The organism is Planctomycetota bacterium, assembly GCA_026387035.1.
GTDB lineage: Bacteria > Planctomycetota > Phycisphaerae > FEN-1346 > FEN-1346 > JAPLMM01.
This window is the reverse complement of record JAPLMM010000175.1, coordinates 1-14,769: the sequence shown is the minus strand read 5'-3', so window position 1 is coordinate 14,769 and position 14,769 is coordinate 1. Positions and strand designations below refer to the sequence as shown.

Sequence of the window (14,769 nt, the reverse complement as noted above, 5' to 3'; positions counted from 1 at the left end):
TGAAGCGCTCGACCCTGGTTAGCGCTTACATCGTCGCGGCCGTCGGCCTCGGGGCGTCGGCGTTTCGCCTGCCCGGGCTCAACCGGCGGCCGGATTTTTCACCAAAGGGCCTTGACCCGGACGCCGGGGAAGGCTAAATTGTGCGTCACTTGCCGCCCAGGCGGTTGTTTAAAAGGATGGGGCGGGACGGACCGTGAGACCCGCCCGTCGGCCTGTCCGCCATAGCCCGCAGGGCGACGGCGGAAGTTTACCCGCCTGTGGCGGGCCTTGGCGAATGGACAAGGAGAACCTCTGATGCGAAGCGTGTCCTTACAAGACCTCGTTCTGGTGTTGCTGTTGGCGTCGGCGGCGGTGCTGGTGCAGGCGTGCCAGCAGTCGGAACCCGCCGCGCCGCCTCCGCCGGGAAGTCCTGCGGTGGCGGAGCCTGCGGCGCCGTCGGCCGAACCGAAGGAACCCGCCGAGCAGCCGAAGCAACCGGTTGAGGCGGCGAAAGAACCGGCCGAGGCTCCCGGCGCCGGCGACCTGGCGCCGATCGTGATTGAATTGCCTCAGGCGCAGTTCCCCGGCACGCCGCCCGCCCTCCGTTTCGGAACGCACGTCGAGAAGCCCCTCGGGACGCCCCGCAAGCCGTTCAAGGCGCCCAAGGGGACGACGAACGTCGCGCTCAAGAAGCCGGTCCGCGGGAGCGACGAAGAGCCGATCATCGGGGAACTGAAGTTGATCACCGACGGCGACAAGGAAGCATCGGACGGCAGTTTCGTCGAACTCGGGCCCGGCCGGCAGTACGTCCAGATCGACCTCGGGGCCGAATACAACATCTATGCCGTCGTCATCTGGCACTACCACAAGGAGCCGCGCGTCTATCACGACGTCGTCGTCCAGGCGTGCTCGGACCCGGACTTCATCACCGACGTGAAGACCGTGTTCAACAACGACTACGACAACTCGGCGGGGCTCGGCCTGGGCGAGGGCATGGAACGGATCGAAACCAACGAAGGCCACCTGATTGACTCGAAGGGCGTCAAGGGGCGGTACGTCCGCTGCTACAGTTACGGGAACACGACGAACGATCTGAACCACTATATTGAAGTCGAGGTGTACGGCAAGCCCGCCCCATGAAGCGCTCGACCCTGGTTAGCGCTTGCATCGTCGCAGCCGTCGGCCTCGGCGCGTCGGCGTTGCGGCTGCACGGGCTCAACGAGCGGCCGATGCACCCCGACGAGTCGGTTCAGGCGTCCAAGACGGTCGCACTTTACCAGACGGGCGAGTACCGCTACGACCCGCGAGACCACCACGGCCCGACCCTCTACTATCTGGCGCTGCCCTCGATCCTGCTGACGGCGGGCGGCGACGCCGGCGGCGCCGACGACGCGACGTTTCGCCTCGTGCCCGCGCTTTTCGGCATCGGCCTCGTGCTCCTCGTCTGGCTGGTGCGCGACGGCCTGGGGCGTGCGGCCACCGTTTGCGCCGGCGTTCTGACGGCCGTTTCTCCCGCGATGGTGTTCTACAGCCGGTACTTCATCCAGGAGATGTCGCTCGTCTTCTTCACCTTCCTCGCCATCGCAGCCGGGTGGCGGTACGTCCGTTCGGGGTCCTGGGTCTGGGCACTGGTGGCGGGCCTTGCGGTCGGGCTGATGCACGCGACGAAAGAGACGTGCATCATGGCTTTCGCCGCCACGCTCGGGGCCCTCGGCCTCGCGCTGGTGCTCTGGCGCCGGCACGGAGCGTCCGGCGCGCCCAAGCCCGCGCGGGTGGTGCGCCGCTGGCCCATTGCGGCCGGGGCCGCCGTCGCGGTCCTCGTTTCGGTCCTCTTGTTCTCGTCGTTCTTCACGAACCTTCGGGGTCCGTTGGATTCGGTCCGGACGTACGATTACCTCGTCTCGCGCGGCCACGAGGGCGGCGTCCACAACCACGCGTGGGACTACTATCTCGGGATGCTCGCGTGCTCGAAGGACGGCGAGTGGGTGGGATGGCGAGGCCTCTGGGATATTCTGACGAACCCCAAGGCCCGCATCGGGCCGGTATGGACCGAGGCATGGATCCTCGTCCTGGCGGTCGTGGGCATGCTGGCGGCGCTGGCGCGAAGAGGAATCGGCCAGGCGAGCGCTCCCTTGCTCCGGTTCCTGGCGTTCTATACGCTCCTCATGACGATCGCCTACTCGTCCATCCCCTACAAGACGCCGTGGTGCATGATCGGGTTCCTCCACGGGATGATTCTCCTGGCGGGTGTGGGGGCGGTCGCGCTGGTGCGCTGGCTTCGGTGGCGGCCGATGCAGATTGCGGCATCCATCGTGCTCGTCCTGGGAGGCGTTCATCTGGGAGTCGAGGCCTATCGCGCGTCGTTCCGATTGCATTCCGACTGGCGCAACCCGTACGCCTATGCCCAGACGTACACGAACGTCTTCCGCCTGAGGGACCGGATTGGTGAACTCGCGGCGGTGGACGGCGGCCGGGCGATGGGCATCAAGGTCGTCAGCCCGGAAAACTACTGGCCTCTGCCGTGGTACCTGCGGGCCTACGAGCGCGTCGGCTACTGGGACCAGGTTCCGGCGTCGCCGGACGCGCCGGTGATCGTCGCGTCGCCGGCGGTTCAGGCGGACCTGGAGGCGAAACTCCGCGACAAGTACCAGCAGGGCATCTACGGCCTCAGGCCGGGCGTGTTCCTGGTGCTCTACGTGAAGCAGGACCTGTGGGACGCGTTTATCCGGAGCCGGGAAGCCCGGCGGGCCGGGCCGGGCGCCGCGGGGGGGTGAGGGCCGGATGGCAGGTACCTTGGGAAGGCCGGGGCGCGAGTTGCCGGCGGGGACCAATCGCTTTTCGCACAAGGCGATGGCGGCCGTCTTCGAGGTGTTCGTTGCCGGCGAGGAGGCGACGTATGCGGGCCAGGTGTCCGCCGCCGCCTTTGCCGAGGTGGACCGTCTGGAGGCGGCACTGAGCCGGTTCGACCCCTCGAGCGACGTCTCCCAGATCAACCAGTTGAAGGCGGGCGAGTCCGTTCGCGTGGGTCTCGCGGCCTTTGAGTGTCTCGCAATCGCCGCACGCGTCTGGGCTGAAACAGGCGGCGCGTTCGACGTGACGGCCGGGGCGCTGGTGGATTGCTGGAAGGCGAAGGACGGTTCGGCCCGGCAGCCGACGGACGCGGAACTCGCCGACGCGCGGGCGCGGACCGGCATGAACCTCGTGGCGATGAACGAGGAAGAACATGCCGTGGGCGTCGCGCGGGACGGCATGCGGATCGACCTCGGAGGGATCGGCAAAGGCTACGCGCTCGACCAGATGAAAATAATCCTTGAGGATTGGAGCATCGGGCGGGCGCTCGTTCACGGCGGCGAGAGCACGGTCCTGGCCCTCGGGCCGCCCGAAGGCGAGGAAGGCTGGCGCGTGGCTGTCGGAAGCGCGCGGTCGCCCGCAGGTGTGCTCGAGACGATCCACCTTAAAGACCGGGCGCTGAGCGGGTCGTCGGCGTCGGCGCGGAACCCGCACATCATCGACCCGCGGACGGGCCGGCCGGCGTCGGGAAAGTTGGGGGCGTGGGCGCTAGAGTCGAGCGCGGCGGTGGCGGACGCGCTTTCGACGGCCGCGTTCGTGATGGCGCCCGACGAGATTGAAAAGTTTTGCAGGCGAAATTCTGAAGTTTCGGTTATAGTGGTCGTCGAAGGGGAAAAGGAACCGGCGCGTTTCGGCTCTTGGCCGGGGTGAACCATCAAGGAGGCGGAACATGGGGCAGGAACGGATGGCGACTGTTTCGGTGCTGGTGGGGATTCTGCTGGGAGCGGCGGCGGTCGCGGCAACGGCCGCCGAGCCGCCGAAGTATCCCGACGATCCGTTCATGGGTGAGTACGCCGGTACGTTCGGGCCGGCGGGCGGGCCGGCCGGCAAGGCCGAGGCCAAGGTCTATCCCGTCAAGGACGGCTACGTGGTCGTCCTGCTTGTGCCGTCTGCGGAAGGGAAGGGCGAGGCTAGGCGGCTGGAACTGAAGGGCACGGTGGAGGGTGACAAACTGACCGTCAGCGGTGGAGCCGCCGGCGCCGAATGGTCGGGGACGCTCGCCGGGAAGAAACTCGCTGTGTCGGCGGCAGGGGAGTCGGGCGGAAAGTTTGACCTCAAGTGGCAGGATCGCAAGTCGCCCACCGAGGGCGCCAAGCCGCCCGCGGGCGCCGTGGTCCTGCTGCCCTTCGAGGAAGGCAAGAAGACGAATCTCGACGCTTGGCAGAGCATGAAGGGCGAACCGGCCGCCTGGGAAATCCTCGACGACGGCAGCGTGCGCGTCAACGGCCGCGGCAACGTCCAGACGAAGCAGGTGTTCGGCAGTTTGCAGTTGCACGTGGAGTTCTGGTGCCCGTACATGCCGACGGCTCGTGGTCAGGGCCGCGGCAACTCGGGCGTGTACATCCAGAGCCGGTACGAGTGCCAGATCCTGGATTCGTTCGGCCTGACCCCGAAGGACAACGAATGCGGCGGCCTCTACAGCGTCTCCACGCCGAAGGAAATCGCCAGCCTGCCGCCCGGACGCTGGCAGACGTACGACTTCACCTTCAAGGCCCCGAAGGTGCAGGACGGCAAGATCGTGGAGCCGGCCGTGATGAGCGTGGTCCACAACGGCATCCGGATTCACGAGAATGTGAAGATCGACCACGTGACGACGGCGGGTGTGGGCGGGCCGGTCGTCAGCCCCGCCCCTCTGATGCTCCAGGACCACGGCAACCCGGTCCGGTACCGCAACATCTGGCTCGTCGAATTGAAGGACGGCGCGGGCGGCGCTAAAGCGGAATCCAAGTAAAGGAGAACAGGCATGCGGTGGGCGATGGCGGCGGCGATGGCGTGTGTGCTGGCGGCGCCTCTCGGAGCGGCGGAGCCGGTCAAAGTGAACGGCATCGTCGTGGGCGACAAAACGGGAGACCCATTTCTGGGCGAGTACGCGGGCGCCTGCGGGGGAGCGGCCACGGAGGTAAAGGTCTGGCCCGAGGCCGGCGAATACCGCGGCACGGTCCTCCTGGGGGCCAGGACCAGTTCCGAGAAGCGCATCCAACTGGCGGGCAAGGCCGAGGGCCCGAAACTCGTCATGACCGGCAAGTCGGGCGACGCGGAGTGCAAGGCCACGGTGGCCGACGGGAAGTTGGCGCTGGACCTCGGCGGCGGCAAGACGGGGAAACTGGCGCAGGCGGAGCGCGTGAGCCCGACGCTGGGCGAAAAGCCCCCCGCCGGCGCGATCGTCCTGATGCCGTACGGCGAAGGGAAACCGCCTTCGCTCGAGGAGTGGACGAACGCGGAATGGAAACCGATGCCGGACGGAAGCGTCCTCGTCGGCAAGGGCGACAACCGGTCGAAACGCGACTTCGGCGACATACGGCTCCACCTGGAGTTCATGACGCCGTACACGCCCGACAAGGGCGGGCAGGGGCGCGGGAACAGCGGCGTTTACCTCCAGGACCGCTACGAGATCCAGGTGCTGGACTCGTTCGGTCTGGAGTCGAAGGACGGCGATTGCGGGGGCATCTACAAGGTGGGGGCCCCGATGGTGAACGCGTGCCTGCCGCCCGGCCGATGGCAGACGTACGACATCACGTTCACGGCGGCGCGTTTCGACGCGAACGGCAAGAAGACGGCCAGCGCGCGGGTGACGGTGATTCACAACGGCGCCGTGATTCACGAGGACCGGGAGATACCGGGCCCGACGGGCGGGGCGCGCAGCAAAACGGAGGCGGCCGTCGCACCGCTTCGCCTTCAGGACCACGGGAACCCGGTGCGGTTCCGCAACATCTGGGTCGTGGAGTTGAAGGCGGCGGAGAAGTAGGAGAAGTGAAGGCGGCGCCTAGCGGCGCTCGTTGCGGAGCGCCCGCTTGATGCGGACGAGTTCGCGCAGGACGCCGAAGAGGTTGCGAGTCGGCCGCAGGCGGCTGTCCAGGTCGCAGACCCATTCGACGGGGAATTCACGCACGGTGAATCCCCGGCGCCGGGCCCGCATGAGCACCTCGATGTCGAACATGAAGCCGTCGCTTCGGCAATCGCGGTAGAGTTTCCTCGCCACGTCGCCGCGGTAGAGTTTGAAACCGCATTGCGTGTCCGTCAGTTCTCGCGGGATTCCCATCAGGCCCAGGACGACGGCGCGGAACGCCCGCGACAGGAGGCGCCGGTGCGCGGGCTGCGGGACCTTAAGGACGCTGCCGGCCATCTTGCGGGATCCGTGCGCTATGTCGCACGCGCCTTGCCGGAGCATGTCCAGACCGCGCAGCGCGTTGGCGAAAGGGACGCAGAGGCCGCTGTCGGCAAATAGGACGTACTCGCCGCGCGTCGCGGTCATGCCGGTCCGGACGGCACAACCCTTTCCCCGGTGGGGGAGGTACCGGATGACCTTGCGCTCGACACCGGGAGGGACCGGGACGGCCTCGGCAACCTTGGAGGTGTCGTCTTGGCTGCCGTCGTCCACGACGAGGATTTCGCCCGCGAGGCGCTGGTCAACGAGGAAGCGGGCGGCGGCATCGACGTCGCGCGCAATCTTGGCGGCCTCGTTGTAGGCCGGGATGACGATCGAAAGGTCCATGCTCGTTGTCGCCGGTGAGGATTATCGGCCGAGACCCCGGGCCAGCGCGACCAGGTACCCGTGGACCATGGCCACGAGGACCATCGCCAGGGCCGAATAGCGATGGATCTCGAAGAGGAGTTCCTGGCCCGGCGTGCCGAAAATCTGGACCATGCTGAACATCATCGTCAGGACAAGGGTGGTGGCGAGAAGGGCGGCGGCCCAGAAGACCAGCCGCTGGCCTCGTCCGAAACCAGTCGCGGAGGCCGTTGCGCCGGGCGCCCCGGCGGGGCGCCTCTCGGCCCAGAGGAAGGCGAGCACCAGCAGGCCGATGGCGAACGCCGGCGCGGCGCTGTTGTGGATCATCAGGAGCCAGCCCCGGAGCGGCTCGCCGTGGACGGCGGGCCAAAAGCCGGTGAACACGAGAACGAGCAGCGAGAGGATCGTGACGGCATAGAGGAGCCTCTGCCACCGGCCGAGAGGACGCCGCGGCGCCGCTTTCGCTTCGCGGCATAGCCGGCGTCCGGCGGCGAGGAAGTGCAGCGCGAGGACCGCCGCGGCGCCTCCCCCGGCGAGGATTGTAATCGTCTGGAATGTGGTCATGAGCGTTCTGGTTCCCCGAAAAGTATCAGCCTCGGGCGCTCCTGGCTCCCACCCACCGGAGGATCGCCGCCAGGGCCCGGAAGGCGTAGAGGATGACGATCGCGGCCATGAGGCCGCCGACGGTAAAGAGCATCGCCTTGAAAACGGGGCGGAACTCGAACGTCAGGGCCCAGACGGTCAAGGCGGTCGGGTCGAGTTTTTCGAAGTGGTGCATGGCCAGCGTCTCGGGCTTGCCGAGGTCGGCGGGCACTTCGGCCGCGACCTCGCCGAAGAAGAAAGGCGACTTGCGGGCGTGGCAGTCCGTGCATCGCCCGCCGTAGCCGAGCGCCTGCGTCGCGGGACGGACGTCGTGCGCGAGGGGCCAGGAATACGGCCGGGCGGCCGGGTGGTCGGCGCTGGTCAGTTGAGTATCGCCCGCCAGCCGATGAACTTTTCCTCCACCCACGTAAACGGGTTCGGCGCCGGAGTCGGCGGCGGCGAGGGCCTTCAAGGTCTCAAGAATCTGTTCCCGCGAGAGGAGGGTGATTTTCTTGGCGGCCTCGCCTTCGGGGGCGGGTTTCGTTTCGAGGATTTTGTCCGCCGCGTCGATGACCGCGTCGGGGGAGAGTGGGGTAATGGCGTCGCCCTTCAAGCGGCCCCAGAAGGCGGGCCAGATCATCCGGTGCGGAGCGATCTCCTCGTGGCCGTCCCGGGCGTTCACCTGCTTGACGAACACGGGCTCGGTGATGTAGGGCGGCGCGTCGTCGCCGCGGTGCTCGCCGTGGAACTCGATCGCGTGGGCCCGCGAGGTCTGAACCCGGCCGGCGTGGTCGCGCGGGGCCGGGCCGGAGTGGCAGGCGGTGCACGAAAGTTTCTCAAAATGCAGCGTGGGGATGCCCACGTGCCGAGGCCGGGGCGCGCCGAGGCGTCCGCTCGAGGCTTCCGGACCGTCGCCCAGGTGGCACCCGCGGCAGGTGAGGGCCGCCAGGTCAGGCTTGCCGCGGGCTTCGGCCTCGCCTTCGTAGTTGCGCGTGATCTGGTGGTCGAGGCCGCTGCGGTGGCAGTCCGCGCAGGTGAGGCCGGCCGCCAGGTGAACGTCTTCGTCGGTTTCCCATTTTTCCGGCGCGCCGGGACCGACGCGATAGTTCGTGTGGCAGAAGTAGCATCGCGGGGGCTCGGGTTTGTGGACGGTGTTGAAGTAAGCGCGTCCGGCGGCGTCGAACTTCGCTGCGTCGTACGTCACGACCGGGGCGCCCTTGGAGGCGGCCTGCTGGTTGGATTCCATGAAGGCGTCGTAGGTGTCGGGGACCCGCCGGGCGGACCCTCGCACGGAGCCGAGCGTCGTCGTGGCGAGCGGCGCCCACATGAAGTTCTGCTCGGAGATCGCCAGGAGCCACTGAACCTGGTCGTGGGCGGGGTCGCCGCTGTGACAGGTCAGGCAGTTGATCTCGAGTTTCCCCGAGACGAGCCAGCGTGACTGGGGGTCGTCGTCGGGCATCTCGCCGGGCCCGCCGCCGGGCATGTGCCGGCCGAAGGTCGAAACGAACTTCCAGGGCGTAAGGCCGACGTCGGCCGGGCGGTACGTCCCCGGCCAGGGGCGATAGGAGACGGGCAACTGGGTGCCGGTGCGGCGATTGACGAGAATCCACGGCTGGGCGGGCCTGCCGGGGGCGACGCTCGGGTCCGGGGCGTTGAAATGCCAGCCGCCTCCGACCGTTTTATAGTCGTGGCACTTGCCGCAACTCAGGCGCGTCGAGAAGGGCATCGTCGGGTCGCTCGACGGCGTGATCTTGTTGCCCTCGGTGTCCTGGAGGACCACGTGGTGGACGAAGGTGGACCGGCTGGCGGGTTCGCCGGGGGGCTGCTGGCCTTCCTCGGCGGCGCTTGCGGTCGAAGCGGAAAACAGGAGGCCGAGGGCCGCCAGAGCCGCCGTCGCAATCACGTTCCGCATGGTTTCGTGTTTCAGCCCGTTGGTGTTTGTGGACTTGGCGCTCAAACTTTAAACTCCTCGGGTTTGAAATCGACCCGTTTGCCGGCCGCGACGGCGTCGTTGACGGTGAGGACGGTGACGGCGGTCTCGTAGGCGACCTCCGGCGGGCAGTTGAGTTTCGCCTTGCCGCGGACGGTGTCGAAGAAGTTCTCCAGGTGCGCCTGGTGGAACGATTTTTCGAACTCGACGGGCAGGAGCCAGCCGATCTGAGGCGGCGACTTGTAAACGCTGGTGATCGCGTCCATTTCGCCCTTGGCCTTCGGCTTCTGTTCCTGTTCCTCCACGGGGAGTTTGATGAGGTAGCCCTTCTTGGCCCACTCGTCCCAGGCGCCGAGGGGCAGGTGGCCTTCGGCGAAGACTCGGCACTTGCGTGCGTCCTCGGAGATCTGGAGCGTCCCTTCGTCGCCCATGAACGTCTCGTAGTAGCCGCGCGCGCTCGTCGTCGTGAGGACCTGGTAAAAGGCGCGGACGACGCCGGCCGGCGTGTCGTACTCGTAAATGGCCATGACGTTGTCGTACCACTCATGGCCCTTGTAGTAGTCCATGCCACCGCTGGCGATGACGGATTTGGGCGGCGTGCCGAGGAACCAGTTGAAGATGTCGATCTGGTGGCTTCCGAGGTCCTCGATGGGTCCGCCGCCGTACTTGCGGTACCAGCGCCAGTTGCGGAATCGGTGCATCGTGTCGTAGCCGTATTTCTGGAGCGCGGCTTCGCCGAGTTCGTATTCCTTGGGCCAGAGGAGGTCGTCCGCCTTGGCCCGGTTCCACTGGCCGTAGCCGGTGGTGATCCGGCCGAGGAGTTTGGCGTCGCGGATGATCTTCTCGATGCTGTAGATGTAGCGCGGGTTCGAGCGGCGCTGGTGGCCGATCTGGAGCAGTTTGCCCGTCTGGCGGGCCGTCAGCACCATCTGCTTGGCCAGTTCGAGGGAGTTGGACATTTCCTTTTCGCAGTACACGTGCTTGCCGGCCTGGAGGCAGGCGATGGAGTGCTCGGCGTGCATCCAGTCGGGCGTGGCGACGATGACCGCGTCGAGGGCCTTCTCCTTGTCGAGCATCTCGCGGTAGTCGTCGTAGGTGGCCACTTCCTGCTTATAGGCCTTCAGGCGGCGCGAGGCGTAGCGCTGGCTGTAGGGCCAGATGTCGCAGACGGCGACAAAACGGACCCCCGGGATCTTCAGGCAGTTCTCCAGGAGGACCATGCCTTGGGTGCCGGCCCCGATGATGGCGACGCGGAGTTCGTCGTTCTTCGAGGCCGGCTCGGCCGCTCGCAAGGGAGAGGTGAGCCAGAACCCCGCGCCGGCGGCGGCAGTCGTCGTGAGAAAATCCCTCCGGCTGAGGCCTCGCCGGGAATCCGATTGCGGCTTCTTCTCTGAAGTCATTGCGCTTTCCCTTTCTTGTTTGAGGCCGCTGCCAGTTCGCCCGCGACCTGTTCGAAATAGGCCACGCACTGGGCGATCTCGGGCAGCGACGAGGTCCAATTGTACTCGTATTCGATGGAGAAGACGGCCTTCAGGCTTTGGCGGGCAAGTTCCTCGAGCATCGCACGGACGTTGCCTTGGCCGGTTCCCCACGGCACATCGTGGGCGCCTTTGCCAGACGCGTTCAGGTCCTTGAAGTGGAGGCTGACGATGCGGCCTTCGAGTTTCCGAAGCGCCTCCACCGGATTCACGTCGGAGCGCATCCAGTGGCCGGTGTCGGCACAGGCGCCGATGCGCGGGCTCAGGCCCTGGCACGCGTCGAGGACGATCTGGGGGTCCCAGTAAGGCGACGGTTTCGGGTGATTGTGGATGGCGATGCGGATGGCATACTCGCCGCAGAGTTTGTCGAGGGCCGGCAGGGCGTCCCTGGGCGGCTCGGAGACGATCGTTTCGATACCCATGTCTTTGGCGAAGTCGAACATCTTGCGCGCTTCGGCCTCGTCCTTGCCGAGGCCGACGACGCCGTAACAGACCAGGCGGATGCCGCTCGCCTCGAGTTTCCGCTTTACCTCCTGGCGGATTTCCGGGCCCGTGTTATGGTCCCAGCGGACGTCGGGCCTTTCCGCGTTCAACTTCTGGCCGGGATAGGCCTCGATATAACGGAGGCCGAGCGAGGCCGTCTTCTCGATCGCCTCGAAGAGCGTGTAGCGGTTGAAGGAGTAGGCCTGCATGCCGAGACGCCAGCCGAACGCTTCCGCCCATCGACCATTCTCAGGGCGGCCCGAGGATGGTCGAGAGGCCGCGGCCGGGGTCTTGAACGCCTGGGCGCTCGGGGTTTCCCCGCCTGCGGCGGCGAGGGCCAACGGTCCGCCGACCGCGGCGACCGCGGCGCCTTTCACGAACTCCCTGCGGGTCAAGCCGTGCTTGCGAGCCATCGTTCCCCTCCTTGCGCCCGGCGGCTTGCGCGGGCGGCTGCGCCCATCACCTCGGCCGAGGATTATGCCATATCGGGCCGCCCGTGTTAAGCAGTTTATCTCGCCCGATTAAAAGGCGGCGCCGCCGGCCCTCCGGGTCTGTGGCGGCCTCACTTTTCCAACCCCGTTTGCCGTCCGACGTTTCGCGGTATCCCTGGGAATGCTCGGTAGGCCTGAAGCCCCAAGAGCCCGCGCATCGAAGCCGCGTCCGGCGTTGCCGGGCTCTGAGCGGCCCCGCCTGACTGTCCTTGGCCATTTGCCCGGTCGGGGTCCGGTGTTTACCGGGGCCATGGCCCGCCTGACCGGCGAGCCACAGTCCGGTTCCGGTCTGCACAAGACGGCGCTTGAGCCGTCGTTCAGGCTCTCTGCGGTGCTTTAGCCGCGGGCATCTGCAGGGTCTTGCTCTGGAGGCCGACCATTGCCAGGATCGCGTAGAGGACGAAGCCGACGATGAAGGCGGCCACAGGCGGGCAGGGGACCTTCCCGGCGAGCCCGGGGATGAAGTCGGCCGCTCCGACGATGAAGCCGATGACCCACGAAATCCAGCCTGCGGGGTTGAACCCGGCCCGGGGCCCGGCCCACTTGCGACCCGAAAGTAGGTAGTCGGCCATCATCGCGCCGCAAACGGGGCCGAACGAGGCGCCGATGATCGAGAAGACGCCGATCGCGTTGCCGGCCCAACCGGTCACCGCCAGGACGATGGCGACGAGCGCCCCAAGGCCGCAAGAGATCCAGGGCTTCACGTTGGGAAGCGTAGTCTTGAAACTGTTGGCCGCAATGAACGACGAGAAGCAGGCCGGCGGAAACGCCGCAATCGCCAGCAGATACATGAACACGGCCGCGGTCTTTTCGCCGACGATGCCGCCCATGAGGCGGGGGGGCTCCATAATGGCGCCGCCCGTAAACATGCCGCTGCCGTACGCGCCGGCCACGATGAGAAGAGCCGCGCCTCCCGCGAACACCGTGGAGAGGGCGACGCCTATCAGCCCGCCGAGGTGCACATCCTTGGCGTTGCGGTTGTTCATGCCGAAGTCGGCGCCCGCCGCACCGGCCGTCGCGAAGAAGCCGACGACGTAGGTCGCCAGCAGCGCCAGAATGCCGAACGTCGTCAGCGGGGGCTGGACCCCGATCGCCGCCGGCGTGGACTCCTGCCCCGCCTTGACGAGGGCCTGGCTATCGAAACTCCCGAGGCCGCCGATCGTGGCCACCAACAGGATGACCAGGATGGCCAGCGGGATGAGTGGCAGATAGGTGGCCACGCTGGCCACGTACTTGATGCCCTTAACGCCCATGAACGCGCCGAGCACGACCCACGCCGCCGCGACGATGGCATGCGGGACGGAGGGGAACCCGTAGCCGAACGGCGCACACAGCAGAATGCCCGCGAAGAAGGCGTTCACCGCCAGCCAGCCGAACTGAAGCACGCCCATCAGGAACCCGGGCATCAGGAACCCGCCTTGCGCGCCGTAGGTGGAAGTGCCCACGATGTAAAGGGGCAGCCCGGTCTTCATCCCCAGCATGCCCGGCACGAGGTAGAAGAGGAAGTGGCAGATGAGGGCCGCCAGGATCAGGCCGAGGAGAGCCACGCCGAGCCCCTGGGCCAATGTGCCGCCAGCGAACTTGCTGTAGCCATCCGCGCCAGCCCCCAGAGGGATCTGCTGCCAGAAGACGAACCAGAGCATGATTCCCGCATACACCTGGGCGGTGTTCTTGTACCACGCCGCCCGGTTTGCGGCGGGATTCGGCGTGGCAGAGGCGAGGTAACTCGGCAATTTCCCGTTGGCCATGATCCGCTCCTTTCGAGTGTGAGGTGAACGTACCCGGCAAGTGGGGCAGGTCCTTCCACAACCGGCCCAACCGCCACCGCGTGCTCAGTCGCTCCGACAGGGAACCGTTCTACCTGACGCACGAGGGAGGTCAAGCGAAAAATAAGCGGCCCGCAGGACGCCCCTATTCGCGGAACGATAGCGCGCCACCGGACAAAGCGAGGCCGCCGGGACTTCTAAATCTCGGCGGCTTCAGTTGTTAGGTTGGCGAGGGCGACGGGATTCGAACCCGCAACCACCGGATCGACAGTCCGGTACTCTAACCAGTTGAGCTACGCCCCCGACCGGCGCAAGGTTTTTAACGGGAGGCGAGCCTGTTGTCAAGCCCCAAGGGCGCGCCGTCAGCGGCCGGGCTGCCGGCCTGGCCTATCCGGGCGGCGGGTTGGCTGGCGGCGCCTGCTGCCCGTGGAATCCCGTTGACAGTCGGGGCTTCCTTTCCATAATAAAACAGACGATTGATGCGGGCGTAACTCAGTGGTAGAGTGCCAGCTTCCCAAGCTGGACGTCGAGGGTTCGAATCCCTTCGCCCGCTCCAGGGGACAGGCGAGCGGAGAGGGGCCCTTTGCGATGAGGCGGCCTTGGCTGTGCCTCCTGTTCTTGCTCGCCGGCCTTTGCGCGCCCGCCGGTGCGCAGGACGCCGGCGGTCTGCGGGCCGCCATACTCGATCTTCAGGCCGCCTTCGGCCAGCGCTATCCTCAAGGCCGGGCGTACCTGGCGCGGCTGGACGACCTTGAGCGGCGCCTTTCGTCCGCGGCCTCGGCTGACGAGAAGAAGGCCGCCGACGCCGACCTGGCTGCCCTCGCGCGCGAGGCCCTTCTGGCCAATCCCCTCGTCAGCGGCCGGCCCATCGTCTACGTCTGCCGTCCCCAGTACCGCGCGGACCACCACAACACCGAGACGATGTTCCAAACGGGCGAGATCAACACCGCCAGTTTCTGCGGTCCTGCTGCGCTGAAACTCCTCGACCTGGCCGCGGGTGGCCGGGTGACCACGATCCTCGAAGCCCCGGAGGGCATCCTCCGCGACCCCGAGGTCAGTTTCGACGGCAAGCGCATCCTCTTCTCCATGCGCCGCAACATCCGGGACGACTACCATATCTACGAGATCAGCGCCGACGGCACGGGCTTGCGCCAGTTGACGTTCGGCTCGGGCTTGTCGGACATCGACCCGCTCTATCTGTCCGACGGCCGCATCGTCTTCACCTCTACCCGCGAGCCCAAGTACTGCATGTGCAATCGCCACATCATGGGCAACCTGTTCCGCATGGACGCCGACGGCGCCAACCCGCACCAGATCGGCCGCAGCACCCTCCACGAGGGCCACGGCGCCCTGATGCCCGACGGCCGCATCCTCTACGACCGCTGGGAGTACGTCGACCGCAACTTCGGCGACGCGCAAGGCCTCTGGACCTGCAACCCCGACGGCACCAACCACGCCGTCTTCTACGGCAACAACACGC

The 14,769-nt window shown here is 66.9% G+C and carries 12 protein-coding genes and 2 tRNA genes; 7 read left to right on the top strand and 7 right to left on the bottom strand.

Going from position 1 to position 14,769, the window contains the following annotated elements:
- The first annotated feature begins 294 nt into the window (after positions 1-294).
- From NTX40_06350 to NTX40_06330, 5 genes are read left to right on the top strand one after another with little or no spacing between them, the layout of a single operon-like run.
- A complete protein-coding gene (locus NTX40_06350) occupies positions 295-1,119 on the top strand; it encodes a hypothetical protein (protein ID MCX5648700.1) in 825 nt (274 codons plus the stop codon).
- A complete protein-coding gene (locus NTX40_06345; protein MCX5648699.1) occupies positions 1,116-2,753 on the top strand; it encodes a TIGR03663 family protein in 1,638 nt (545 codons plus the stop codon). The genes NTX40_06350 and NTX40_06345 overlap by 4 nt, the downstream gene beginning before the upstream one ends.
- Positions 2,754-2,760: 7 nt before the next feature.
- On the top strand, positions 2,761-3,699 hold the full coding sequence (locus NTX40_06340) for an FAD:protein FMN transferase (protein ID MCX5648698.1): 939 nt from the start codon (positions 2,761-2,763) through the stop codon (positions 3,697-3,699).
- A 19-nt stretch (positions 3,700-3,718) separates the two neighbouring features.
- Complete coding sequence (locus NTX40_06335) at positions 3,719-4,780, top strand: DUF1080 domain-containing protein (GenBank protein ID MCX5648697.1); 1,062 nt, start codon at positions 3,719-3,721, stop codon at positions 4,778-4,780.
- A gap of 12 nt (positions 4,781-4,792) precedes the next feature.
- Positions 4,793-5,794, top strand: coding sequence for a DUF1080 domain-containing protein (locus NTX40_06330; GenBank protein ID MCX5648696.1), 1,002 nt, complete (start codon positions 4,793-4,795; stop codon positions 5,792-5,794).
- An 18-nt stretch (positions 5,795-5,812) separates the two neighbouring features.
- Here NTX40_06330 and NTX40_06325 read toward each other — a convergent pair whose 3' ends face one another.
- From NTX40_06325 to NTX40_06295, 7 genes are all read right to left on the bottom strand, one after another.
- Entirely contained in the window at positions 5,813-6,541 is a 729-nt protein-coding gene (locus NTX40_06325; protein ID MCX5648695.1) for a glycosyltransferase, read from the bottom strand.
- 21 nt (positions 6,542-6,562) lie between these two features.
- Entirely contained in the window at positions 6,563-7,123 is a 561-nt protein-coding gene (locus NTX40_06320) for a hypothetical protein (protein MCX5648694.1), read from the bottom strand.
- Positions 7,124-7,148: 25 nt separating this feature from the next.
- Positions 7,149-9,098 (bottom strand): hypothetical protein, encoded by a 1,950-nt coding sequence (locus NTX40_06315; protein ID MCX5648693.1) that lies wholly within the window; start codon positions 9,096-9,098, stop codon positions 7,149-7,151.
- Complete coding sequence (locus NTX40_06310) at positions 9,095-10,471, bottom strand: Gfo/Idh/MocA family oxidoreductase (GenBank protein ID MCX5648692.1); 1,377 nt, start codon at positions 10,469-10,471, stop codon at positions 9,095-9,097. Before NTX40_06310 ends, NTX40_06315 begins: the two co-directional genes overlap by 4 nt.
- Complete coding sequence (locus NTX40_06305) at positions 10,468-11,445, bottom strand: TIM barrel protein (protein MCX5648691.1); 978 nt, start codon at positions 11,443-11,445, stop codon at positions 10,468-10,470. The genes NTX40_06310 and NTX40_06305 overlap by 4 nt, the downstream gene beginning before the upstream one ends.
- Positions 11,446-11,840: 395 nt before the next feature.
- Complete coding sequence (locus tag NTX40_06300; protein MCX5648690.1) at positions 11,841-13,271, bottom strand: cytosine permease; 1,431 nt, start codon at positions 13,269-13,271, stop codon at positions 11,841-11,843.
- Between the two features lie 244 nt (positions 13,272-13,515).
- Positions 13,516-13,592, bottom strand: a tRNA-Asp gene (locus tag NTX40_06295).
- 178 nt (positions 13,593-13,770) lie between these two features.
- Here NTX40_06295 and NTX40_06290 point away from each other — a divergent pair.
- Both NTX40_06290 and NTX40_06285 read left to right on the top strand, forming a co-directional pair.
- Positions 13,771-13,845 (top strand) — tRNA-Gly (locus tag NTX40_06290).
- Positions 13,846-13,877: 32 nt separating this feature from the next.
- Positions 13,878-14,769 (top strand): hypothetical protein (locus tag NTX40_06285; GenBank protein MCX5648689.1); only part of this gene is annotated, 892 nt, incomplete at its 3' end.